The sequence below is a fragment of the Shewanella electrica genome (assembly GCF_022321485.1).
Taxonomy (GTDB): Bacteria; Pseudomonadota; Gammaproteobacteria; order Enterobacterales; family Shewanellaceae; genus Shewanella; species Shewanella electrica.
Window position 1 is genome coordinate 410247 of the sequence record NZ_JAKOGG010000004.1, and the last position, 25607, is coordinate 435853.

General features: G+C 49.0%; 21 protein-coding genes. 14 read left to right on the plus strand and 7 right to left on the minus strand.

Annotation, left to right across the window (positions count from 1 at the left end; translation table 11 throughout):
• Positions 1–119 precede the first annotated feature (119 nt).
• Genes L9G74_RS08775 through rlmM form a run of 4 tightly spaced genes read left to right on the plus strand, consistent with a single transcriptional unit; the run spans position 120 to position 3162 of the window.
• A complete protein-coding gene (locus L9G74_RS08775; RefSeq protein WP_238895921.1) occupies positions 120–1031 on the plus strand; it encodes a transcriptional regulator GcvA in 912 nt (303 codons plus the stop codon).
• Positions 1012–1659 carry an alpha/beta fold hydrolase gene (locus tag L9G74_RS08780; RefSeq protein ID WP_238895922.1) on the plus strand — a complete coding sequence of 216 codons (648 nt, stop codon included), beginning with the start codon at positions 1012–1014 and terminating at the stop codon, positions 1657–1659. The genes L9G74_RS08775 and L9G74_RS08780 overlap by 20 nt, the downstream gene beginning before the upstream one ends.
• Positions 1656–2045: a DUF423 domain-containing protein gene (locus L9G74_RS08785; RefSeq protein WP_238895923.1), complete on the plus strand. Its 390-nt coding sequence runs from the start codon at positions 1656–1658 to the stop codon at positions 2043–2045. Before L9G74_RS08780 ends, L9G74_RS08785 begins: the two co-directional genes overlap by 4 nt.
• A 46-nt stretch (positions 2046–2091) precedes the next feature.
• Complete coding sequence (gene rlmM / locus L9G74_RS08790; RefSeq protein WP_238895924.1) at positions 2092–3162, plus strand: 23S rRNA (cytidine(2498)-2'-O)-methyltransferase RlmM; 1071 nt, start codon at positions 2092–2094, stop codon at positions 3160–3162.
• 101 nt (positions 3163–3263) lie between these two features.
• Here the strand turns inward: rlmM and L9G74_RS08795 are convergent, their stop codons facing one another.
• On the minus strand, positions 3264–3611 hold the full coding sequence (locus tag L9G74_RS08795) for a hypothetical protein (protein ID WP_238895925.1): 348 nt from the start codon (positions 3609–3611) through the stop codon (positions 3264–3266).
• Positions 3612–3805: 194 nt separating this feature from the next.
• Positions 3806–4813, minus strand: coding sequence for an isocitrate dehydrogenase (locus L9G74_RS08800; protein ID WP_238895926.1), 1008 nt, complete (start codon positions 4811–4813; stop codon positions 3806–3808).
• A 284-nt stretch (positions 4814–5097) separates the two neighbouring features.
• Here L9G74_RS08800 and L9G74_RS08805 point away from each other — a divergent pair, with 284 nt between their 5' ends.
• Positions 5098–7878 carry a prolyl oligopeptidase family serine peptidase gene (locus L9G74_RS08805; protein ID WP_238895927.1) on the plus strand — a complete coding sequence of 927 codons (2781 nt, stop codon included), beginning with the start codon at positions 5098–5100 and terminating at the stop codon, positions 7876–7878.
• A 68-nt stretch (positions 7879–7946) separates the two neighbouring features.
• Here the strand turns inward: L9G74_RS08805 and L9G74_RS08810 are convergent, their stop codons facing one another.
• The 5 genes from L9G74_RS08810 to L9G74_RS08830 form a co-directional block, all read right to left on the minus strand.
• Complete coding sequence (locus L9G74_RS08810; RefSeq protein WP_238895928.1) at positions 7947–8342, minus strand: DUF3192 domain-containing protein; 396 nt, start codon at positions 8340–8342, stop codon at positions 7947–7949.
• Positions 8343–8443: 101 nt separating this feature from the next.
• Entirely contained in the window at positions 8444–9202 is a 759-nt protein-coding gene (xni, locus tag L9G74_RS08815; protein ID WP_238895929.1) for a flap endonuclease Xni, read from the minus strand.
• On the minus strand, positions 9199–10554 hold the full coding sequence (gene ppnN / locus L9G74_RS08820) for a nucleotide 5'-monophosphate nucleosidase PpnN (RefSeq protein WP_238895930.1): 1356 nt from the start codon (positions 10552–10554) through the stop codon (positions 9199–9201). Before ppnN ends, xni begins: the two co-directional genes overlap by 4 nt.
• A 134-nt stretch (positions 10555–10688) precedes the next feature.
• Positions 10689–12242: a diguanylate cyclase domain-containing protein gene (locus tag L9G74_RS08825; RefSeq protein WP_238895931.1), complete on the minus strand. Its 1554-nt coding sequence runs from the start codon at positions 12240–12242 to the stop codon at positions 10689–10691.
• A gap of 303 nt (positions 12243–12545) precedes the next feature.
• Positions 12546–14693 carry a tetratricopeptide repeat protein gene (locus tag L9G74_RS08830; RefSeq protein ID WP_238895932.1) on the minus strand — a complete coding sequence of 716 codons (2148 nt, stop codon included), beginning with the start codon at positions 14691–14693 and terminating at the stop codon, positions 12546–12548.
• A 186-nt stretch (positions 14694–14879) separates the two neighbouring features.
• Between L9G74_RS08830 and L9G74_RS08835 the strand changes: the two genes are divergently transcribed.
• From L9G74_RS08835 to L9G74_RS08875, 9 genes are all read left to right on the plus strand, one after another.
• Positions 14880–16637, plus strand: a complete 1758-nt coding sequence (locus tag L9G74_RS08835; protein WP_238895966.1) for a M61 family metallopeptidase — start codon at positions 14880–14882, stop codon at positions 16635–16637.
• 465 nt (positions 16638–17102) lie between these two features.
• Positions 17103–18017, plus strand: coding sequence for a sulfate adenylyltransferase subunit CysD (gene cysD / locus L9G74_RS08840; protein ID WP_438944556.1), 915 nt, complete (start codon positions 17103–17105; stop codon positions 18015–18017).
• Between the two features lie 68 nt (positions 18018–18085).
• On the plus strand, positions 18086–18436 hold the full coding sequence (locus L9G74_RS08845; RefSeq protein WP_238895933.1) for a four helix bundle protein: 351 nt from the start codon (positions 18086–18088) through the stop codon (positions 18434–18436).
• Between the two features lie 62 nt (positions 18437–18498).
• The gene (gene cysN / locus L9G74_RS08850) at positions 18499–19908 is read left to right on the plus strand and encodes a sulfate adenylyltransferase subunit CysN (protein WP_238895934.1); all 1410 of its coding nucleotides are present in this window, start codon (positions 18499–18501) and stop codon (positions 19906–19908) included.
• A gap of 17 nt (positions 19909–19925) precedes the next feature.
• Positions 19926–21653 carry an SLC13 family permease gene (locus L9G74_RS08855; RefSeq protein WP_238895935.1) on the plus strand — a complete coding sequence of 576 codons (1728 nt, stop codon included), beginning with the start codon at positions 19926–19928 and terminating at the stop codon, positions 21651–21653.
• Between the two features lie 24 nt (positions 21654–21677).
• On the plus strand, positions 21678–22286 hold the full coding sequence (gene cysC, locus L9G74_RS08860) for an adenylyl-sulfate kinase (protein WP_238895936.1): 609 nt from the start codon (positions 21678–21680) through the stop codon (positions 22284–22286).
• Positions 22287–22300: 14 nt separating this feature from the next.
• Positions 22301–23257, plus strand: coding sequence for a DHH family phosphoesterase (locus L9G74_RS08865; RefSeq protein ID WP_238895937.1), 957 nt, complete (start codon positions 22301–22303; stop codon positions 23255–23257).
• A gap of 62 nt (positions 23258–23319) precedes the next feature.
• Positions 23320–24483: a nucleotide sugar dehydrogenase gene (locus L9G74_RS08870; protein ID WP_238895938.1), complete on the plus strand. Its 1164-nt coding sequence runs from the start codon at positions 23320–23322 to the stop codon at positions 24481–24483.
• A gap of 104 nt (positions 24484–24587) precedes the next feature.
• On the plus strand, positions 24588–25601 hold the full coding sequence (locus L9G74_RS08875) for an NAD-dependent epimerase (RefSeq protein ID WP_238895939.1): 1014 nt from the start codon (positions 24588–24590) through the stop codon (positions 25599–25601).
• Positions 25602–25607 lie beyond the last annotated feature (6 nt).

Genomic DNA, 25607 nt, shown 5'->3' on the forward strand with positions numbered 1-25607 from the left:
GGATTAGAAAATCTAATAGAGTAGCTGGGTTTATGGCCGTATTTTGGTCATTAACTGTTTGAATTGAGTGATATTCAAACATGACTGCTCAACACCGTTAATCATGTTGAAGGAAATTTATGAGCAAGCGCCTTCCTCCTCTTAATGCGGTCAAAGCATTTGAAGCCGCCGCTAGGCATTTAAGCTTTACGCGAGCTGCTGAAGAGTTGTTTGTGACCCAAGCGGCCGTGAGTCATCAAATTAAAGCCTTGGAAGACTTTTTGGGACTGAAGCTGTTTCGCCGTCGCAACCGTTCGTTGCTGCTGACGGAAGAAGGTCAGAGTTATTTCCTTGAAATTAAAGATATCTTCACCCAATTGGCCGATGCGACCGATCGCTTGTTAGCGCGCAGTGCGGTCGGTTCTTTGACTGTTAGCATGTCGCCAAGTTTTGCCATTCAGTGGTTGGTGCCACGGCTGGCAAAATTCAGTGAAAAGAACCCCGACATCGACGTGCGTATTAAAGCGGTCGATGGTGAATCTGGTTCGCTTACCGATGATGTGGATGTGGCGATCTATTATGGGCAAGGCCATTGGCCGAATCTACGAGCCGATAAACTGCGTAATGAAGTACTGATCCCGGTGTGTTCACCACTGCTGCTCAACGGCCCTAAGCCACTCAGTCAACCGGCGGATTTGAAGTATCACACGCTGCTGCACGATATGAGCCGCCACGACTGGCAAGCATGGTTCCGCCAATGCGGTGTAACCGATGTGAACGTCAATCAAGGGCCGATTTTCAGCCACTCATCACTGGTGTTGCAAGCGGCTGCGCACGGGCAGGGCGTGGCACTGGGCTACAGCGTGCTGGCTAAGCCTGATATTCAGGCGGGGCGTTTAGTCTGTCCATTCCAAGAAGTGCTGGTCAGCAAAGATGCCTACTATCTGGTGTGCCAACAAAAACACGCCGAGTTGGGCAAAATTGTCGCGTTTCGTGAATGGATGTTAGATATGTTTGCCGAGGAGTCGCGCAGTGAATTGCTCCCCGGATGATTGCCGCTTTGATAGCGCGCCCAATGCTGACACGCTACTGATTTTTGCCCATGGCGCGGGCGCTGACATGGCCCATCCGTTTATGCAGACGCTAACTGAGCTACTGGTAGCACAAGGTTTTGCGGTGTTACGGTTTAACTTTCCTTATATGCAAAAGCGCGCCGAGGACGGCAAACGTCGTCCACCTGATCGCGCGCCAAAACTGCTGGCACGATTCAGCGAAGTGTTGCAGCAAGTGTGCGATGAACAGGCGTACCAGCGAGTGTTTCTGTTGGGCAAATCGATGGGCAGCCGTATGGCGACCACTTTGGCTGGCGAGCCGTTACCGGCGGTCGTCAAAGGTGTCATTTGTTTGGGGTATCCGTTTCTCCCTAAAGGCAAAACGGCGCCGCGGATTGAGGCCATTGAGCAGTGCCTGTTGCCAATCTTGATTGTCCAAGGCGAGCGCGACAGTTTTGGTACGCAAACGCAGCTAGAGCAATGGCCGTTACCGACAAATATCACGGTCGAGTTTTTACCTGATGGTGACCACAGTTTTGAACCTCGTAAACGTGCTGACGTGTCATTAGCACAGAATTATCATCACGCCGTAACCGCAATTACGGCATTCGTTAGGAGTCATCCATGAAAAAAGGGTTGTTTATGTTGGCCGCTATCAGCGGTTTTTTTGCGGTGGCAATGGGCGCTTTTGGCGCGCATGGTTTGAAGAATGTAGCACCGCCAGATCTGGTGGCGATTTTTAATCTTGGCGTTGAATATCAGTTCTATCACACCTTCGCGCTAATCGCTGTGGCGATGGCTGGGCATTGGGTTAACTCGCGCTTGCTTAATTGGGCGGCGGGGTTCTTTATCGCCGGTATGGCGCTGTTCTCTGGTTCACTTTATCTGTACGCGCTGCTGGGCGTAAAAATGCTTGGTATCATCACGCCGTTTGGTGGTGTGTGCCTGTTAGTGGCGTGGATGTTACTGGCCGCTGCGGTTTATCGCCATCGCATGGATGAATCTGGTCTTTGATTTGTTATACTTGCCGCCGTTTTTAGGTCGATGATATCCGCTATCCATGAATAACCTGTTTTTATATTGCCGTGCGGGCTACGAAAAAGATTGTGCCGCCGAGATCCAAGATGCTGCCAATCTTTTTGGGGTAGCGGGTTTTGTTAAAGCCGCGAAAGATGCCTATGTGCAGTTTCAGTGCTTTAGCGCTGCTGATGCTGATCGCTTAGGGCGCGAGCTATCGCTGGAGCGTTTGATTTTCGCGCGGCAGATGTTTGTTAGCAGTGACTTGCTGACCGATTTGCCAGTAGAAGACCGTATCACTCCAATTATCGACGCGCTGGCCGACGCCCCCAAAGCGGGCGAGCTGCGGGTGGAAACGCCTGATACCAACGAAGCCAAAGAGCTGTTGACCTTCTGCCGCAAATTTACCGTGCCGCTGCGCCAAGCGCTGAAGCAGCAAGGTAAGTTGTTGGCGAAGGAAAACTTTAACCGGCCGATTGTGCATGTGTGCTTTTTAGGTTCAGACAAAGCGTTTGTCGGCTACTCCTACAGCTTTAATAGCTCGCCGTACTTTATGGGCATTCCGCGCTTAAAATTCCCGCCAGCGGCGCCAAGCCGTTCAACGCTGAAATTGGATGAAGCCTTTATTCACTTCATTCCGGAAGATGAAGCTGAGCAACGTTTGTCTGGTGGATTGCAAGCGGTTGACTTAGGCGCTTGCCCAGGCGGCTGGACCTATCAGTTAGTGCGTCGCGGCATGTTCGTCACGGCCATTGATAACGGCCCGATGCAAGAGGAACTGATGGCATCAGGCCAAGTGACGCACTTGCGTGAAGACGGCTTCCGCTATGAGCCAAAGCGTAAAAACGTGTACTGGCTGGTGTGCGACATGGTGGAAAAACCGTCGCGTGTGGCTGAGTTGATCGAACAGTGGGCCATTAAAGGCTGGTTCCAAGAGGCGATGTTTAACCTAAAATTGCCGATGAAGAGCCGTTATAAAGAGGTCAGCACCATTTTGGCGCGTATGGATACCATTCTGAAAGAGAACGGTATTCATCACTTCACCCTGCGTTGTAAGCACTTGTACCATGATCGCGATGAGGTGACGGTTCACTTGAGCTTGCGCAAAGCCTAACGCCGTTGTGTGAATTGAATTAAGGATGGCTTAGCCATCCTTTTTTATGTTGGTTGTATCGTTAACGACGAGCAGCATCAGGGCCGAAAGTTCGCAATAAATCAGCGGCCGTTGCGGCCAAGATAATCCTTGGGGCTAGGTAAGGCGATGCGCGCTATCACCTCAGCGGGCAGGGAAAACTCCTGCACAATCCAATCGAGATTGGCATGTTGAAAGCCCAAATATTCGCGGGTCATCATCAGCGCCAGTGTTGCTTCAGTAAGCTGATTAAGGTGTTGCTGCTGCGGTAGTTGCTGGAAGCCGTGTTGCTCATCTGCTTGGTACGCCGCCAACAAACGTTGCAGTTCACGACCCGCGCGGCCAAGGGCAGAGCATTGCTCTTTGGCGACTTCATATTCCACCAGTTTATGCTTGCCGATACGAATATGGCTGACGGGATTATCACTCATGCTGATGACTCTGGTGTGATTGGCGTTGGCTGGTGGGAGTATCCTGCAACTGCGTAGCGATAAATGCAATGGCGCAAGATGGTATGGAGTCGTCGCTGCTAAGGCTGTGCAGGCCTGAATGCCCCATAAAAAACGACAGCCGTGGCTGTCGTTTTCAGTGTTAGGTAAAGCCTAAGATGGTTTGTAAGCAGTGCTTACAGACGATCTAACACCGCTTGGGTGAAGTCGGTAGTACCGTGAGTACCGCCCAAATCGGCCGTGGTACGGTCACCTTCAGCAATCACGTCTGATACTGCTTTGCGGATTTGTGCCGCTTTGTCGGCCATTCCTAAGTATTCCAGCATCTGGATAGATGCCAAGATCACTGAGGTTGGGTTAGCCAAGTTTTTACCGGCGATATCAGGCGCACTGCCGTGTACCGCTTCAAAAATGGCCGCGTCTTTACCGATGTTCGCGCCAGGTGCCATACCTAAACCGCCCACCAAACCGGCACACAAATCTGACAGGATGTCACCAAACAGGTTAGTGGTAACAATCACGTCGAAGTTTTCTGGGTTCATCACCAGCTTCATGCAGGTTGCGTCGACGATCATCTCTTCCGTTTTGATGTCTGGGTAACGCAAGCTCACTTCGCGGGCAGTTTTCAGGAACAGACCAGAAGTCGATTTCATGATGTTAGCTTTGTGTACGATGGTGACCTTTTTACGGCCTTCTTTACGCGCTAATTCATAAGCGAAGGTGGTGATCTGTTCCGCACCTTGCTTAGTGATAACGCTCATCGCTTCTGCGGTGTTGCCATCTTCAGAAATTTTCTGACCAATACCGGAATACATACCTTCGGTGTTTTCACGTACGGTAATGATGTCGATGTTGTCGTAGCGCGCTTTGGTACCTGCGAAAGACAGCACTGGACGTACGTTAGCGTACAAGCTGAACTTTTTGCGCAGAGATACGTTGATAGAAGTAAAACCTTCGCCAACTGGGGTGGTCAATGGACCTTTCAGGGTGATTTTATTCTTTTCAATTAAGTCGAGTGTGCGCTGTGGTAACAGCTCACCGTGCTTTTCTAGCGCGGCAAGGCCTGCATCAGCATATTCATATTCAAAGTCACAGCCAGCTTTATCAAGAATTTTTAGAGCAGCATCAATAATGCTCGGACCGATCCCATCGCCGGGGATTACGGTTATCGTTCTTTTTGACATGGAGAATCCTTCCACGGTTGAACATTAAGCGAGAATTCGCAAGGTGTGTTGGGGCACAGCCCGCGAGTTGAATTGTGTGATTCAGATCTCTTTTATTTTAAACACTTTTAAACACTTTTCACAGGAATTCAAAAGCAAAGTGCCGGGTTTTTATGTAGTCTAAAAGTCGTAGATGCCGCGATTTGGAACACTTTTTATTCATTCAGTATGGATTTTAAACATTGAAGCCGAACATAAAACAAACAGGACGGTCTTTTTTTAAGACATCAATATTGGCGGCGCTGATGACCTTGCCACAGCTTGGCAATGCCGCCACCGCAAAATCGACGCTGACGTTGCAAGACATTATGCATTTTGAGCAGATCACCGAGCAGACATTAGATCCTGCTGGCAAGGTGTTAGCTTACAGTGTGGCGCCAGACCGTGGTGATAGCCGTGGCGTGGTTAAATTGCTCGGCAGTGATAAAGTTTTCAACGTTGCCGGTGGCAGCAAACCGCTCATCTCCGCCGATGCTGCTTACGCTGCTTTTTTAGTGAAACCTGCGTTGCTCGCAACTGAACAAGCTTCGGCGAGCGAGCGCAAAAAACTGACTGATAACTTAGTGTTGGTTAACACTGCCAGCGGTGAGCAGCAACAGTTCAGTCGCGTGAAATCGTTCGCTTTCACCGAAGATGGCAAGCAATTGGTGGTTTGGCATAAAGCTGATGAAGCCAAAAAAGCCAAAGATGACGAGAAGTCTGCCGCGGACACCAGCAAAGATAAAAAAGACAAAGTGTCGCCAGCCGATCGCGGCAGTGAATTGTTGGTTATCGAGCTGGCTAGTGGCAAACAGCACAGCTTCAATGACATCACGGCGTGGAGCGGTGCGTTTGATAGCCGCTATCTCGCCTTAGCGCAAAACAACAGCGAGCAACAACTGCATAAATTGCTGTTAGTCCGCCTCGCTGGTGGTTTTAACGTAGCTGAGTTAGTGAATAGCAAAACGCAGCAGATTGGCAGCTTGGCGGTGAGCCGCGATAGCCAATATCTGGCATATACCTCTGGCGATGCGGCTACCGATATTGACCAACGTCTGTATCAACTGTCGTTGTATACCTTGGGCGAGGGGAAGTTCCAGCAACTGCAAGCGGCGCAGGCTGATGCCAACGGTTGGCGTATTAATCGTTACGCGAGTTTGAATTTTTCTGCCGATGGTCAACGGCTGTTCTTTGGTCGTGTGCCTGAGCTGAGCCAGCAAACCCGTGTGGCTAAGGTGGCCCAGCAGGCGGATCTCTATAACGAAGACCTGATCCGTGGACAACGGGGGTTGAACGTGTGGCATGGCGATGATCCGCTGATCAAGCCGAATGAAATCAAGCATTATGCCGATGAACTCAAACGCACCTATTTGGCGGTAGCGCATGTGATGTCAGGCAATGTCGTGCAGTTGGCTGACCGCCAAGTACCGAGTGTCGAACCTACGCAGCAGCGCCGGTTTGTGTTGGCTAGCTCCGATGTGCCATACCGCAAAATGATCACTTGGGCTGGTTTCTATCGTGATTGGTATCTCGTCGATTTAAACACCGGTAAGCGCGAGTTGGTATTGGCACAGCAGCCGTCAGACAGTGAACCGAGCTTGTCGCCACAAGGCCAATATATTGCCTATTATCAACATGGCAATATCTACCTGTATGACATTGCCGAAGCACATAAAATTCAGCTAAATACCAGCATTACCACCCCATTTGCCGATGAAGACCATGATTATCCATCTGCAGCGCCCGGCTACGGTTTCGGACCGTGGTTAGCCGATGATGAAGGGCTGCTGGTGTACGATAAATACGATATTTGGCAGTTTGATAGCCGTTCCCACCAAGGCTTTATGCTGACCGGTGGCACAGGGCGCAAACAGCAAGTGAGTTATCGTGTGGAAGCGCTGGCTCAGCCAGATGCTGCGTTTGAGCCGACAGTGGCCGATAAGCAAACGCTGTTGCTGCAGGGCTATAACAATCTTACCAAGGCTGACGGTTTTTATAGTGCAACGGTGGGCACGGCAGGTGTTACACCATTGCTCAATAAAGATGAAAAGCTAGAAGTGTTAGCGCGGGCTAGCAAAGGTAACACCTTGCTGTTTAGCCAACAGCGTTATGATCTGTTCCCCGATTTATATACCGCTGTGGTGACACAACCGGCATCAGCCACTAAACAAACTGACTTAGATAAACAGCGCCGTGCTTTGCCTTGGGGCAAAGCGGAACTGCTACGTTGGCGCGATGGCGATGGCCGCGATATGGATGGTGTAGTTATCAAGCCAGCGAACTATAAACCGGGTAAACAATATCCAGTGATGGTGTATTACTACCGCTTTATGAGTGACCGTTTGCACGCGTTCCCCGATATGAAAATCAATCATCGGCCAAACTTTGCTTGGTATGCTGCCGATGACTATGTGGTGTTCCTGCCAGATATTCGCTTTGAAGTGGGCTATCCCGGCATTAGCTCGGTGAAGGCGCTCACCAGCGCAGTCAATAAGCTGATTGACAGTGGCATTGCCGATCCTAAACGGATTGGTTTACAAGGCCACTCGTGGAGTGGTTATCAAACCGCCTTTGCCGTGACGCAAACCAATATGTTTGCCGCGGCGGTTTCCGGTGCACCAGTGAGTAATATGACCAGCGCTTATAGCGGCATCCGTTTAGGTTCTGGTTTGGCTCGTCAGTTTCAGTATGAGACCGGCCAAAGCCGCATTGGTGAGAGTTTGATGGCGGCACCACAAAAATACATCGAAAATTCGCCCGTGTTTTATGTTGACCGTATTCAAACGCCGTTGCTGATCATGTTTGGTGATCGTGACGACGCGGTGCCATACGAGCAAGGGATTGAGATGTATATGGCAATGCGCCGTGCGGGCAAAGACGTCATCATGCTGCAATATGAAGATGAACCGCACCATCTGAAGAAGTACCCTAACAAGTTGGACTACACCATCAGAATGAAGCAGTATTTTGACCATTACTTGAAGGGCAAACCCGCTGCGCCGTGGATCACTCAAGGCGAGGCTTATAGCGAGCCAAAAGCTGACTAAGCTGTGAGCAAACAACAAGGCAGCCAATTGGCTGCCTTGTTGTTTAATACGTGAGAATGTTTGATAGGTTAATTGGTGACGCTCGTCGGTACGGGTTGTAGGTACTGCTGATAGGTATCTTCACCCCATGCCACCAACTGTTCATTGACAAATAGCAGCGGCGTGCATTCATCACGGGTCAGTTGACCATCGGCCACTTTGCGTTGTGTTTGATAAAACAACACCAGCAGTTGTTTATCTCCTGCCATTTTGGCTTCAGAGAAATCGGCATGCCCCATGTGTTGTTGAATGTTGCTCAACGCTTCGCCAATGCGCAATTCACTTATTTTACCACGGTTAAACGCCTGCCTATCTTGCCAATCCATATCGTCCGGCGATGGTTCATACACCATCAAAATCACCCCGACAAAGGCTAAATAGGCAATAAATATTCCGCCAATTAACACTGGAATCTTGCTTTTCATTACCGTCCCTTAATTCAATCTTCTGCCAATATCATCTACTGAATTGCCAGTGAGATTCAACCGGCAATTGTAAGATAATTTGGCCGAATATGAACGAAAGGTTAATGTTGCAGGCGATAGTCGCTTAACCGGACTTGCAGCGTTAAGTCGGTTCTCAGCTTAGCCAGTTTGTAGCTTAGCCGCGCCATATCGCGGCCTTCGGCTAATTTCTGAGCCTGTTTGTGGCCGAGTTTATCGAGGGCGTTATAGATGTTGGCTAACGAGCGGTAAGTGCGTAGCAGTTCGGCGGCAGATTTCGGCCCGATGCCGCTAATACCGGGGATCTTGTTGCCGCTATCACCACTTAATGCGGCAAAATCCAATAGCTGATGACGCGAGATCCCGAGTTTGTGTTCGAGTGCGGCAATATCCAACCATTGGTTGGCAAAGTAATCCCATTGATTAACCGATGTTAGGTTAAGCTGCGCAAAGCCTTTATCGGTTGACACAATAATCGCTTCACCACCGGATTGGCTGAGTTTGCAGGCGAGGGTGGCTATCACGTCGTCGGCTTCTGAATCTGCCATCAACGAGTTAAATCCTTGGCTGGCAAAATGTTCGATAAGCGTGGGGAGGCCTTGTGCCAACGCCTCCGGCATTGGCTTACGGCCTTTTTTATAATCTGGGTAAAGTTGCTTACGCCACGAGATTTCGGTGCCATCCCACACCATCACGACATGTGTGGGCTGGTGGTGCAGACACAGTTTACGGCAAGCTGCTAGGGTACGAAGTTCTAGCGCTTGCATGTCTTGCTGATCAGGTTGCGCCGCTAAAATGCGGCGCACCAAGTTCATACCATCAATAATTAAAAGTCGGTTCATTTGCTAATTTGGTAACAGGGCGTATAGGCATTGCCCGGTAATTTCATCCGTTGTTGTTCAACAAAGGCGGACAGCAGTTTGTCCATCAAGGCCATCAATGCGGCATCGCCGCGTAGATTAAATGGGCCTTTTTCTTCCACTTGTTGCATGGTGTCGGCTTTGACGTTACCGGCCACAATCCCTGAAAACGCCTTGCGCAGATTGGCCGCTAGCTGTGCTTTCTCTTGGGAGAAGTGCAAGTCCAGTGATTCCATCGCTGCGTGGGTTGGTTCAAACGGCAACTGAAAATCGGGGTCAATGGTCAGGCCCCATTGGTACTGATAAGAATCGCCAGTATGTTTGCGATGCTGTTTGACTTGCTCCATGGCGTGGCGCATCTGCCGTGCAACTTCTTCAGGATTATCAATAATAATCTGGTATTTGCTTTGGGCGGCTTCGCCCAAAGTGGCCGCAATAAAGGCGTCCAACTCTTCAAAATAGGCCGCGCTTTCACTTGGACCGGTCAAAATCAATGGAAACGGTATGCCATGGTTCTTTTCATGCAGCAGAATGCCGAGGATATACAGCAACTCTTCAGCGGTACCTGGGCCACCGGGGAAGATAATAATGCCGTGCCCCATGCGCACAAAGGCTTCAAGACGTTTCTCGATGTCCGGCATAATCACCAGTTCATTGACGATCTGGTTTGGTGGTTCAGCTGCAATAATGCTCGGCTCAGTTAAGCCGATATAACGCGGGTTATGAATACGTTGCTTGGCATGACCAATGGCAGCGCCTTTCATTGGGCCTTTCATAGCACCCGGTCCACAACCGGTACAGATGTCGAGTTTTCTCAAACCAAGCTGGTAGCCCACTTCTTTAGTGTATTTGTACTCGATTTGGTTGATGCTGTGTCCACCCCAGCACACCACCACATTCGGGTCTTGTATCGGCGAAATGGCGCGCGCATTGCGTAACACATCAAACACCATATTGGTGATATGGCTCGGCTCGTTTAAATCGATATGTTTGAGATTATTGAATTTGTGGCGCACATAGATTAAGTCACGCAGTACTGCAAACAGGTGCTCTTGAATACCGATGATGATCTGTTCGTCAACAAAGGCGCTGGCGGGTGGGTTGATCAGCTCCAGCTTTATGCCGCGTTCGCGGCGCAGAATATTGATGGCAAAGTCGCTATACATGGCAAACAATGACTTGGCATCATCGGTTTGGGCGCCAGAGGAGAGTACGGCCAGTGAGCAGTTGCGATACAGCTGATATAGCTCACTGCTGGCACCTTGTTTGAGACTGTCGACTTCTAATTGAGACAGTTGGTCCATACTACCGCGTGGACTGATTTTGACGATCATTCTAACTCCTTGTTCTTGGGTGTTGTTCGTCGAGCATAAGTACACGACACATCACCCGCTTTGCCTAAATCAGGCTCTTTTGCTGCTAAACGACCAATAAAGGTCAACAGCCCCAAGGCACAGGAGTTGTTCCATCAATCAATAATAACCCTGTCCCTGCTTTCATGTTTGGCTTTATAGAGCGCTGCGTCGGCTCGTTCAAAGGTTTCGAGGATATGCTCACCGTCGATAATTTTGGCGGCACCGACAGATAATGTAACTGTAATGCGCTGATTTTTAAATTTAAACGGAATATTTTTAATTTTTTCACGCACGCGGTTGAGCAAACGGCCAATGTCGCTGTGGGATACATCAGGAATGAGCATGACAAACTCTTCACCACCATAACGTGCGACAAACTCGGTGTCGCGTAGCGAGTTTTTCAGTGCCATGGCAATCACCTGCAATGTCTTATCACCAGTCGTATGGCCGAAACTGTCGTTGATGGATTTGAAGTGGTCGATATCGGCCACCGCTACCCACAGTGGATTACGATGGCGTTGATAATGGCGATACTCCTGCTCCATGCGTTCATCAAGTGCGGCGCGATTGGGCAGTTGTGTCAGGCTATCAATCAGGTTGAGCTTTTGCTGCTCAAACAGTTTCTCTTTATAAGATGAGGTTTCGGCCGTCAGTTCACCAAGCTCTTGCCTTAACGCATCGACAGATTGTTTGAGTAATGCAACTTCGCGCAATTCGAGAGCTTCCTTGCGCGACAAACTGGTGCGCAGCACGGCTAATTGCTCAATCACGTGCTGTTTCATCTGTTCAGTATCGGTAAACTCTTGTAGCCCGGATTCAACATTATCGACTTGGTTATTGATGTCGTTATTGAGCTGTTGTTTCAGCTGTTGACTACGTTGTGATTGCACAAAGGATTCGTTAATCGAATCTCGTACAGAGACTAAGGCTTCATTTAAAGCAAATAAGAATTCCTGAGAGGCACTTTTTTCTGCGGCAATATTTGTGAGCAGCATGCTCATGATGGTTTGATAGGCCTCTAGCAACGCATCAATATCAATCTCTTCCGCTAGCTGCTCTTTGATCACTAACACTTGATCACGTTGCGCTTTGGAAAAATCGATCTCTGAAATAATCTGCGCCAGTTCATGGGCCAGTTGGCGATATTTGGGCAAGTAAGAGGGAGTGGCGTTTTCATCAAAGCACAGCGCCAAGGTTTGCTCATAAAACGCCATTAGACGTTCAACCTTGGGAATGTAGTCCCACACGGTGTGGAACGGTTTGGCAAGATCTTGTTTAAAGTAGCCCAGTTCTTTACGCAGTTTATCGGGCACGTCTTCAACACGTTGCAACTGCCTACTGAAGCGTGACAGACCATCACGACCTTGTTCCAGCTTAGTCATGACATGGTGGTAGTGGTGTTTTAATAACCGCTCAATATCGACCAACTCAGGGAGCACATCGCTGATTTTATCTAGGTCGCTAATGGTGACGCGTAACTTGGCAAGTTTGTTGTCGAGTTCTAAATTCTGGCCTTTACACGCTAGGCTCAGATGACCGATAAAACTCGTCAAGGCTCTGAGCTTGGCATCTCGTTCTGCTGTCAGCTCGGCTAATGAGGACTGAGCCGCGGCTAGTCTTTGTTGGAACAGCGCGCTTTGTGACAGGCTTGCACTCGCTTCTTTCATTCCAGTGTCATTCCTTCAGCATTCAATAGCGTTGGGAGGTTGGCTCTTACGAGCATCGCCTTCAATGCGCTTGGATCTTCCATAAATGGTATAGCAAATCCCTAACACTGCAAACGATTCCATCCGTTAGCCGTTAGCTGGAGCAAACAATATCAGCGATTGTTGATCTAAGTCGGTCAATTTTGCTGCAAATTGGCTCGAAGCGCCGTTTAGGCTGGCATTCGCTTGCTTGATGCATTAAGGAATATCGACCACGTTATCTCAATCGCGTGGTCGATAAGCGCTAGTCTGGTTGACTAATGGTCAGTGGGCGAGGGCGTCTTGTACGTCGATACTTTGAAACTCAGGCCAGTTGATCAATTCTTTATCAACATTACTTTCAATGCGAATAAATCCACGTCGAATGCTCTGCCCAAGTTGCAGATAAAGCGGCTGAGAAAATACCGTCGATGGCGTAAACTCCAACACTCTCAGTACCAAATAACAGCCTTTAGCAGCATCAACAGTACGCGCGCCAGCCAGCAGCCATTGCAAGGTTTCAAATAACACCTCGGTTGGCAAAGTCACTTCTTTGTCGGCAAGCAGCGGTAAGTTGATCATTGCCAAATTGAGCTTGAGTGGGGAGCTATCGATATTCACTGTGCTCAGCAGTTGATGCAGATCCTCAACGTCTTGCTCGCGTGTTTTTTGCACCGCAAACAGCGCTGGGGTAATGCTGTACACTTTGGTATCAAGCAACAAGGTCAGTTTGTGTTGTAGTGCTTGTTGGATCTGCTTCGCGCCATGGTAGCCTCGGCTGAGCATCATGTCGGCCAACTCTGGATATTCCAGTAACATCACGCCCTTGGCGTCAGTGGTGACACCTTGCAAAAAGTCACGGTAACTGGGCAAACCAAATAGTGGGTCAAGCAGGGCACTGTGCTCCAGCGCCTGATTTTGTTGTCGACTGTGCCGAAGCTGTTTTCGCCGAAACAGCAGCGCGGTGACGATGGCTAACAGTGCGATCACTAATAAGCCGACCAACAAGTTCCGATACAACAAACTTTGTTGCAGCTTTTGTAGGTTGCCCTGCTGTTGCTGAATTTTCAGCGTCATATTTTGTTCGTTGAGCGCCACATCTTCGCTTGGTTTATATTCCGCTTTAGCGGCGGCCTGAATTTCATCCTTAAGTGCGATAATCTGCTTTTGGTTGTTATAAGCGCTGGCGAGATCACCGGCTTTTTCTTGGATGGTCGCCAAATATTGTAGTGCTTCAACTTGTTCCGTTTTGAGACCTAATTGTGTGGCGAAGTTGAGTGCATTGCTCGCATAGGTTTGCACCATTGCCGTTTGCTCACTGGCTAATGCCACTTGAGCAATCATCAAATCGTTATAGACAAGATAGTGAAGGCTTTTGCGCTGTTGAAAGATGTGGTTGGCCTGCAGCAGGTACTCCAGCGCCTTGGGGTAGTTGGCGATATGAAAATAGGCTTCACCCAGATTGTGGAAGTTAAGCGCTTGGGCAATCAGGCTCTTATTCTGCGCGTCAAATTGTTGGGCGTTGAGGTAGTAATCGATAGCTTTATTCCATTCGCCTTGTTCAGCGTAAATCATGGCAATGACGGTCATGGAGCTAGACAAGTACTTATCGATACCTTGCTCACGGAACAACTCAATCGCTTTGTGGACATGAGTGAGCGCGTTATCCCATTGCTGCATGTCGCGATACAGCTTGGCTAAGCTCAGCTCCAAAAAGGCTTTTTGATATGGCGCATCATGTTTAGCGGAGTAACGATAGGCTTCGTTGTAATGCTTGAGAGCTTTCGCCAACTGATCGGTTTCACGGTAATACTTCGCCAAGCGAGCTTCCGCCTCGGCATTGAGGTAAGGATCGCGCAAGGCGTTTGCCATATCGCGCATCTGCTTAAAGTTGCTCAAGGCCGCGTCCGGGCGTTTGGTCATTAAATTGACCACACCTAGATCATCAAAAATCACCAATTTGAGCGTCAGAGCTTCGGGCGTGTGACTGTCGCGAATGTAGCTAAGCGCCTGCTCGTTAAGACTCACCGTGTCTGAAAGATGTTGATCAATTAACCCCGCGTAACGTCCAGCAACGTTGAGCGCGGCGGCGTGCTGATAATCGTTTTTGGCAATGATCTGAAGGGTATCGCGTAGTGCCTTGGCTTCGTTATGAGAGTCGCCTTGAGACACGCGCACTTCCAAATTTAACCGCGCTAAGTAGTAGAGTGATTGAAATACCGTATCAGCATCAAGTTTGGCGCTGTTTAAGGTCTGCTCAAACTCATCAGCGCTATTGAATAAATGGTTGGGCGGTAGTGATTCACGAAGTTGCTGATACAACTGTTGCGGTTGTTCACGGTAGTCCACTTCGAGTTCATGAGGTTCTGCGGCAACTGCCAACTGATGAATCAAGGCAGTCATACATAACGTTAGGCGTATCAACAAGCGCATTAATCTTCTTCCACGTCGTTATTTATGTCGTTATTAACGTTTTTATTGTTAACGAATATGTGATTCGGGTGAGATGACACACTGGAGTTGTTATACTCCTGATTCATCTTTACAACAATGATTTAGCAAGGATTTTGTGTGAAAATCAGCACTTTCTCAAAACGATGCGCCACCTTTTTAACCCTCATGGTCGCTGCTACATCTGCATTTGCTGATGTTATGTACAATATCGATATTGATCAGCCCGAACATCACCTTGCCAAGGTCACGGTCAGTTTCCCACAAACCCACGAGTCGCAACTTAAGGTTAATTTACCGGTATGGCGCACTGGCAAATATGCGGTATTGCCGCTAGCCGATGGCGTGCGTAATTTTGTTGCTAAAGATGAACAAGGTCAGCCACTCACTTGGCAACGCACCGCGAGTGGTGAATGGCAGGTGGCGCTAACCGCTCCAACCAAAGTCACCGTGTCTTACCAGCTATATGCTAATGAACTGGGGCAACGAGTGCGTCATATTGATGGCACCCATGCCTATCTCGATGCCAGCGGTGTGATGATGTACAGTCCCAGTTTTCGCCACGAGCCAGTGCTCGTTGGGCTGAAAGTGCCTGCTGGCTGGCAGAGCTATTCTGGCATGGCTGCGGGGGCTGAGCCGCACAGTTTTACCGCGCCCAATTATGATGTGCTCATCGATTCGCCAATTGAAACTGGCATTAGCCACCATCGCCGTTTTAACGCCGATGGTAAGCAATATGATTTAGTGGTGTGGGGTGAGGGCAATTATGATCTCGAGCAGATGGTGGTTGACTTAAAAAAAGTGACCCTAGCTTCGCAGCAGATTTGGCAAGGTTATCCGTTTGAGCGCTATCTGTTTATTGTGCATGCCACCAGCGGTGCGCGCGGTGCCACCGAACATATCAATTCCACCGTGATCCAATTGCCACGGTTTAACTTCCGCGAGCGTGAAGATTACCTGCGTTTTATCAGCACGGCCGCGCATGAGTTTGTGCATACGTGGAACGTCAAAGCTTATCGGCCTGAAGGTTTGGTGCCGTACGATTTCCAACAGGAAAATATGTCGGATCTGCTGTGGATGGCAGAAGGCTCAACCAGTTATTTCCAAAACCAGTTGTTACTGCGAGCCGGTATTATGACGCCGAAGGAGTTTTTGGAAGATGTGGCTAAGCGTATTGATCGTAACCAGCACACCCCAGGGCGTGAACAGCAATCGGTCGCCGAAACCAGCTTAAACGAGTGGGTTGCCGGTGGTGGTGATTATGCCCGTAACCACAGTGTGAATATCTATTCGGAAGGGTATCTGGTGTCGATGGCATTGGATCATCAGTTGCTGAACGACAGCAAGCTCAAGGTTTCCTATCGTGATTTGCAGCAGTCGCTTTACCAAGATTTTCGTCTGCCCAAAGGTTACAACGCCGCCGATGTGCGTGAGCTATTGCAACAACTGAGTGGCAAAGATTACAGCGATTGGTGGAAAACCAATGTGAATACGCCGATCAGTTATGACTTCGACAAGTTATTGGCAAACGCCGGGTTGCGTATCGACGCGGGCGATAAACAGCAAGCGGACTTTGGCATGCAGTTGGCGAGTGATTCACTGAAGCTGTCTTGGGTCGAACGCAATGGCGCCGCATGGCAAGCGGGGATCGCCGCAGGTGATGAGCTGGTGGCTATCGATGGCGTTAAAGTGACGCCGAAAAGCTTTGCCAAACGGGTGCAAGACTTTAAAGCGGGCGATAAGGTGGCAATTAGTTTGTTCGTGAACGATACGCTACAAACCAAACAGTTAACCGTTGCCTCTGCCGCGAAAGACAAGCTAGCGCTAAAAGCGGTAGCGAATCCTTCACGTGCGCAAAAGGCGTTTTTCAAGGCGTGGTTAGGGCTTGAATGGCCGTTCACCAAAAACGGCGAATTTAAAAAATAACATGTGGTGAGTTTAGGCTTGGCTGCTGGTAGTGGGAATCACCGCACGGCATTTTATCTGCCTCGACTAAATCACGCCTTTTGCAGCGGCAAAAGCGGTCGCCAAGGTTAACGCCGCTAAGCGATGGAGCGGTATTCGCGCTCCATCGTTGTCACTCTCATTGGTGTGTTTTCATAAAACCCGCCTCAGTGCGAGCTGAGGTATCTATTCCTAATTCGGCCCTTTTGCCGATAGCTAGCTCGCATTTGTCAGCGCCCGCCGCGCGTTTGCTCATCTGCAGTACGGCAAATAGTCGTCTCAATCACGGTTGTTATTTCTAGTTGTTATATAAAGTTCCAAAAACGAACATTTCAGGCATATAAGCGTCTGCTATTATCCGCTCAATCAAGGTTACTTTACCTGCTTATCAAGCTTAACTAGGCCAGCTTAGCTATGTTGATAGAAGGAAACCGAATAGCGAGATGAATGATGATTACGCCTGAAAAAATGACCCACCTGAAAGCACTGGAAGCCGAATCGATTTACATCATGCGTGAAGTCGCGGCGGAGTTTGATAATCCAGTGATGTTGTACTCCATCGGTAAAGACTCCTCGGTGCTACTGCACTTAGCGCGTAAAGCTTTTTACCCCGGTAAAATTCCTTTTCCATTACTGCACGTTGATACCACGTGGAAGTTTCACGAGATGATTGAGTTTCGTGACCGCATGGCGGAGAAGTACGGTTTCAAGCTGTTAGTACATATCAATGAAGAAGGTCGCCGTCTCGGCATTAATCCTTTTGAGCACGGCAGTGCCAAGCATACCGACATCATGAAAACCCAATCGCTGAAACAAGCGTTAGACAAATACGGTTTTGATGCGGCATTCGGTGGCGCGCGTCGCGATGAAGAAAAGTCTCGCGCTAAAGAGCGTGTCTACTCCTTCCGCGATAGCAAACATCGTTGGGACCCGAAGAACCAACGTCCAGAGCTGTGGAATATCTACAACAGCAAAGTGAATAAAGGCGAAAGCATTCGTGTGTTCCCACTTTCTAACTGGACCGAACTCGACATCTGGCAGTACATCTACCTCGAAAGCATCGAAATTCCATCGTTGTACCTCGCTAAGCCGCGGCCAGTAGTTGAACGCGATGGTGCACTGATCATGGTTGATGATGAGCGTATGCCACTGCGTGACGGTGAAACGCCGGAAATGAAGACGGTACGCTTTAGAACGTTAGGCTGCTACCCATTGACTGGCGCGGTGGAATCGGTGGCGCAAACACTGCCTGAAGTCATTCAAGAGATGCTGCTGTCGACCACCTCAGAACGTCAAGGCCGAGTGATTGACCACGACTCCTCAGGCTCGATGGAGAAGAAGAAAATGGAAGGGTATTTCTAACCTCAGCGAGTTACGAGTCACGAGCGTCGAGTTTTTAGCGAGAGCAAAGCAGATCACATGGAGGTGGTATGCAATATGAGCAGTTAGTTGTCTGGCAGCGAAGCTATAAGTTAGCAGTCGCTGTGTATCGAGAGTTGATTTCTCTTAGGGATTTTTCTTTTAAAGATCAGATTTCTCGTTCAGCACTATCGATTCCAAGCAATATTGCCGAAGGTTTTGAGCGCTATTCGAATAAAGAGAAAGCTCGATTTGTGTCCATTGCTAAAGGCTCATGTGGTGAATTTAAAACTCAGGCCATGATTGCAAAAGATGTTGGTTACATAGCGACGGAAGTTAGTGACCATTGGCAGTCTGAGGCTGAGCAAATATCCCGAATGTTAGGGGCGCTAATCAAAACCTTGCAGGTTAGTGCTGAGTAATAGGTTTAGTGAAAAGGCGCTCGAGTCACGCAACTCGCTACTCGAGGCCAGTGGAGAGGTTTATGTCTACCAGTTCTGATTTGCTTGCGACAGATATTGAAGGTTATTTAAAAGTTCACGAAAACAAAGATATGCTGCGTTTTTTAACCTGCGGTAGCGTGGACGATGGTAAGTCGACATTGATTGGTCGTCTGCTGTATGACAGCAAGATGATTTTTGAAGATCAAATGGCGGCGATTGAGAAAGATTCTAAGCGGTTTAACACCACGAACGAGGCGTTTGACTTAGCGCTGTTGGTGGATGGCTTGCAGTCTGAGCGCGAGCAGGGCATCACTATCGATGTGGCGTATCGTTATTTTGCGACCGATCAACGTAAGTTCATCATCGCCGACACGCCGGGGCATGAGCAGTACACCCGCAACATGGCAACTGGCGCATCCACCTGTGATTTGGCGATTATTTTGATCGATGCGCGCCACGGTGTGCAGGTGCAAACCCGCCGTCACTCATACATCTGTTCACAACTTGGCATTAAGCACGTAATCATCGCCATCAACAAGATGGATATTGTGGATTACGACCAAGCGGTATATCAAAAAATTAAGAAAGATTACCGTGAGTTTGCTGAGCAGTTGAAGTTTACCGATATTCGCTTTGTGCCAATCTCAGCCCTGAAGGGCGATAACGTGGTAAACGAAAGTGCCAACATGCCTTGGTACCCAGGTTCGCCCCTGCTAAAACTGCTCAATACAGTGACTATTAAGAAACAGCGCCAAGCGGCGTTCCGCTTCCCTGTGCAATATGTTAACCGGCCAAATCTCGATTTTCGCGGTTTCTGCGGTACTGTTGCGTCGGGAGATATTCGTGTTGGCGATACCATTGAGGCGCTGCCTTCTGGTAAACAAAGCCGCGTGAAATCGATTGTGACGTTCGATGGTGATTTGGATAAAGCCTTCGACGGCATGGCGGTGACCATCACACTGGAAGATGAAATTGATATCAGCCGCGGTGATATGTTGGTGCGCCCGCATGAAGAGTGTTTGGTGAGTGATCGTTTCGATGCCGATGTGGTATGGATGGCGGATGAGCCGTTGCATCTGGATCGTGAGTATCTGATCAAAGCCGGGAGCAACGCGACCTCGGGTTATGTACAACAGGTTAACTACAAAGTTGATGTGAATACGCTGGAACGTGAAGACGCTAGCCAATTGGCGTTGAATGAGATGGGCGAGTGTCGTTTCCTACTCAATGAGAAAATTGAGTTTGATCCCTATGACCAGAACCGTACCACAGGCTCATTTATCGTCATTGACCGTTTAACCAATGCCACGGTTGGTGCGGGAATGATTAGCCGTTCCGTCATTAAAGACCGTCAAGAAAAAGCCAAGTATTCTGCTTTTGAGCTAGAGCTTAACGCATTGATCCGCAAGCAGTACCCGCATTGGGGCGCTCGCGATATCAGTCAAGATTAGTCTGTAGGTTTTCGGTCATGTCATGGCATGGATACCTAACCTTAGCCTTGTTCGCTGGCACAATCGTGGGGTTGATTCGGTTTCAATCCCGTCCTGCGGCCGTGTTTGGCTGTTTGATGCTGGCGCTGGTCGCCAGCGAATTGGTCAATCGCGAACAGGTATTGGAGAGTTTTTCTAACTCAGGATTGGTCACGCTGATCTTGTTGATGATGTGTTCATTAGTATTGGAGAAAACTCGCTTACTGCGGATGTTGGCGACGGGGGTGATTGTCAAAAGCTACCGCCATTCTTGGTTGCGTTTGTTCGGCGTGACGACGGTGTGTTCGGCATTTTTGAACAATACCGCGATTGTGGCAACGTTAATGGCGCCGGTGCGCAACAATCCTTATCATGCTGCTAGCCGATTGTTGTTGCCGTTATCTTATGCGGCCATTCTTGGCGGCACGGTTACCTTAATTGGTACTTCAACCAATCTTATCGTCAATAGTTTCTATATCAGTGAGACCGGCGAGTCATTGGCGTTTTTCTCATTTTTTGCAGTGGGCATCCTGTTAGTGCTGGGCTGTGGTTTGGTGGTGGCATGGAGTAGCCGTGGTTTGCCTGATACGCCAAGACATGACCCTAGCTACAAAGGCTACTTTATTGAGGCCAAGTTACAGGCAGATTCACCGTTAGTGGGTAAGAGCGTTGAGCAAAATGGCTTACGTCATTTAGAGTCGCTGTTCCTTGTCGAAGTTGTACGGCAGGGGCGGTTGATCTCGCCAGTTTCGCCGCAAGAGTTATTGCACGAAGGCGACCGCTTAGTGTTCGCTGGTGATATCCAAAAGGTGATGCAGTTGCACACGTTCCCCGGTTTGACTTTATTTGCTGACAAAGACGGGTTAATGCAGCGTGATCTGACCGAAGTGGTCGTACGACAAGAGAGTGTATTAGTTGGGCGCACCCTCAAATCGACAGGGTTTCGTTCGCTGTTTGATGCTGCAGTAGTGGCGATTCGCCGCGATGGACAAAACATCTCCGGTAAGTTGGGGGAGGTGGTGATTCTTGCTGGTGACTTTTTGGTACTGGCGGTGGGGGAAGACTATCGTCACCGCCATAACATTGGTAAAAACTTTATTAGCGTCAGTGGGGTTGAACCTGATCTGCACCTTAGTGGCGTACGCGAATGGTTGGCGGTTGGTGGTTTTGGGGTGGCTGTGTTGGCATCCGCGCTGGGCGTGGTTGATTTATTGCAAGCGCTGCTCCTACTGCTTGGCGTATTTATCTTCTCTGGCTGCGTTACGGTTAATGAATTATTGCGGCGCTTTCCGGTGGATATCTGGCTGATTGTTTCCGTCGCGATTTTGCTCTCCTTTGCCATGGTTAGTTCCGGCGTGGCTGAGTGGTTTTCTGAGTTGGTGAAGTTGCATGCCTCTGGGCTGCAACCGTTTTATCTGTTGCTGTTAACTTACGTGGTCACTTGGGTGCTCACCGAATTAGTCACCAATAACGCGGCAGCCGCGTTGATGTTTCCGTTAAGTATCGGCTTGGCCCATGGCCTTGGGGTCAACATTCTACCGTTTGTCATGGTGGTCGCGTATGGCGCGAGTGGTAGTTTTATCAGTCCATTTGGTTACCAAACGAACTTGATGGTCTATAACGCGGGTAAGTACACACTCACGCACTTTTTACGCGCAGGCCTGCCGGTAGCCTTGGTGTATGGCGCCATCGTGGTGGCCGCAGTGCCGGTGTTTTTTCCTTTTTAATACGTTTGAGCGAGCAATGCAGAAATGAGTAGTGAGAAATCAACCAATGTGGTGTGGCATCAACATCAAATAGCTAAAGCCGATCGTGTTAAACAAAAGGGGATTCAACGCCCCGCCGTATTGTGGTTCACCGGTTTGAGTGGTTCTGGCAAATCAACCATCGCCAATGCCGTTGAGCAATTATTGTTTGCCAAGGGCTATCACAGTTACTTGCTGGATGGTGACAATGTCAGACACGGCCTGAATAAAGATCTCAATTTTAGCGATGCAGATAGAGTGGAAAATATTCGTCGCATTGGCGAAGTGAGCAAATTGTTTGTCGATGCCGGATTATTGGTGCTGACGGCATTTATCTCGCCATTTCGGCAAGACCGCCAATCAGTGCGGAAGTTACACCAAGACCATGAATTTATTGAAGTGTTTATCGATACGCCGCTGGCAGTTTGTGAGCAACGTGATCCCAAAGGCTTGTATGCAAAAGCGCGTGCGGGCGAGATTAAACACTTTACCGGCATTGATTCCGCCTATGAGGCACCGAGTGCAGCAGAGATCCGTGTCGATACCGCTAACTCGTCAGTGACCGAATGCGCCGAGCAGATAGTGGCCTATCTTGCCACAAACGGTTATCTATAACCGCCGGAGGGCTTGTGCAATACGACATTTTTAACGGTGATGCCGATGGCATTATTTCGCTTATCCAAATGCGGCTAGCTGAACCCAAAACCGCGCAGCTAGTTACCGGTGTTAAGCGCGATATTGAGTTAGTTAAGCAAGTTCAGGCGATGGCGAATGATGAGCTGCTAGTCCTTGATATCTCATTAGAAAAAAATCTTGCAGCGGTAAATGTGGCACTCGCTAACGGCGCAGTGATTACTTACATTGATCACCATCGAGCCGGAGAATTGCCAGTATCAACGCGCTTTACCGCCCATATTGATACCGCGGCAGAGACTTGTACCGCTTTGATAGTTGATAAGCTACTGGATGGTAAACATCGCGATTGGGCGATTGCTGCAGCATACGGTGACAACATGGTCGCGGTGGCTGACGCATTGGCCGATGAACGTGGTTTACCACTCGATGACAAACGCTTCTTGCGTGAACTTGGCACCTTGATCAACTACAACGGTTACGGCGTTACCATCGATGACTTACACTTTGCGCCAGCAGAACTCTTTCAAATGCTCGTGCAATATGCTTCGCCATTTGTCTTGCGCGATGACCGAACTTCACCTTTTTATCAACTGCAAGGTGCCTATGCTGCAGACATGGTCAATGTCGCGGCGCAGTCCCCCTATTATGATGATGACACGTTACTGTTATACCTGTTGCCAAATGAGGCTTGGGCAAAGCGTGTCAGCGGTGTACTCGGCAATGTGTTAGCCAATCAACATCCACAGCGAGCCATTGCCGTGGTGACGCATAACACGGATAAATCTTTCACGGTGTCGTTACGCGCACCGCTGAACAACCGCCAAGGGGCGGGGGATATTTGCAGCCAATTTGCCACAGGTGGCGGGCGTGCTGCTGCTGCTGGCATCAATGCCTTGTCAGTAAGTGATCTACCTCAATTGATTGACACAATAAAAGCTTATTATCAGTAGCAACTTTGTGGTTAGAATAGCTTTTATTAAATTGGCTATAGTTAGGTGGACTAGGGACTCTCATGAAAATAGTTGTGGCAGGGACGGGCTATGTTGGCCTTTCTAATGCGGTGTTGCTGGCACAACATCACCGCGTGATCGCGGTCGATGTGTTGCAAGATAAGGTTGACTTAGTTAACCAGCGCAAATCGCCGATTGTTGACGAAATGATTGAAGAATATCTGGCAACGAAAGATCTCAACCTTGAAGCAACCACCGATGTCAGTGTTTATCGTGATGCTGATTTTGTGATTGTGGCGACACCTACTGATTACGATCCGCGTACGAATTACTTTAATACCAGCACTGTTGAGGCGGTGGTGGCCAAGGTGTTAGAGCTAAACCCGACCGCTTGTATCGTGATTAAGTCGACAGTACCTGTAGGGTATACTGCACAGTTACGTCAACAGACAGGCTCTGACAATATCATTTTCTCTCCTGAGTTTTTGCGCGAAGGTAACGCCTTGTATGACAACCTTTACCCTTCACGGATTATTGTCGGTGAGCGCTCTGCACGGGCCGAACAATTTGCGCGTTTACTTGCTGAAGGCGCGTTAAAAGAAAATATCCCGGTGCTGTTTACCGAAAGTACCGAGGCGGAAGCGATCAAGCTGTTTGCTAATACCTACTTAGCCATGCGTGTGGCGTATTTTAATGAACTAGACAGCTACGCAGAAATGAATGGTTTGGACACTCGGCAAATTATCGACGGTGTATCTTTGGACCCGCGGATTGGTAGCCATTACAACAACCCATCATTTGGCTACGGCGGTTACTGTTTACCAAAAGACACCAAGCAGTTGCTGGCTAACTACGATCAAGTGCCGAACAATCTGATTGCGGCAATTGTGGATGCGAACCGCACACGTAAAGACTTTATTGCTGATTCGATTATCGCTAAAAAACCGAAAACGGTGGGTGTGTATCGCTTGATCATGAAGAGCGGCTCTGACAATTTCCGCGCCTCGGCGATGCAAGGGGTGATGAAGCGTATCAAGGCGAAAGGCATCGAAGTGGTGGTCTATGAGCCAGTGCTCAAAGAGGATGAATTCTTCCACTCTAAAGTGATTCGTGATTTAGCATCCTTTAAGCAGCAAGCGGATGTGATTATCTCTAACCGCATGGTGCCGGAATTGGACGATGTTGCTGATAAAGTCTACACCCGCGATATCTTTGGTCACGACTAATTGCCGTTTGTGATAGCATTTGCGCCATTATTTGTGTAGATACTGGCAACTAAAATAACAACGCTGTGTCTACTCGACATGGCGTTTTTTATTTTGAGGCTTTGATGAAATATTTAGTGACAGGCGTGGCAGGGTTTATTGGGGCACGTGTAGCCGAGCGTTTGGTTGCCGCTGGTCATCAGGTGGTGGGGATTGATAACCTCAATGATTACTACGATGTTAGCTTGAAACAAGCGCGTTTGGATAAACTCACCGACAACGACCTCTTTCACTTTAAATCGCTCGACTTAGCTGATCGCGACGGCATGGCGCAACTGTTTGTTGATGGGCAGTTTAACCGTGTCATTCATCTGGGGGCTCAGGCCGGCGTACGATACTCCATCACCAATCCGTTCGCCTATGCTGATAGCAATTTAATCGGCACTTTATGTGTGTTGGAAGGGTGTCGCCAGCATAAGGTCGAGCACTTAGTTTATGCGTCTTCTAGTTCGGTCTATGGGCTGAATCGTAAGATGCCATTTGCAACGAGTGACTCAGTGGATCATCCGGTGTCTTTTTATGCGGCCACCAAAAAAGCCAATGAAGTGATGGCGCACAGCTACGCACACCTTTATGGCTTGCCAACCACAGGACTACGTTTCTTCACCGTGTACGGCCCGTGGGGACGCCCTGATATGGCACCGATGCTGTTTGCTAAAGCGATTAGCGCCGACGAGCCGATCAAAGTATTTAACCACGGTAATATGAGCCGCGACTTTACCTATATCGATGATATTGTTGAAGGTATTTTGCGTTGCGCCGACCATATTCCTGCGCCGAATAGTGATTGGACTGTTGAAGCGGGTACACCGGCCACCAGTATTGCGCCGTTCCGCGTGTATAACATAGGTAACGGTAGCCCGGTTAAACTGATGGACTTCATCGCTGAGCTGGAAAATGCGCTTGGTAAAAAGGCGCAAAAAATCATGATGGAGATGCAAGATGGTGATGTGCCCGCGACGTGGGCGGATACTGAAGATCTCTTTAAAGCGGTAGGTTATCAACCCAAAGTGGGTATTCAACAAGGCGTGCGAGCTTTTGCCGAGTGGTATAAAACCTACTACGGCGTAACACAGTAGTAAGTC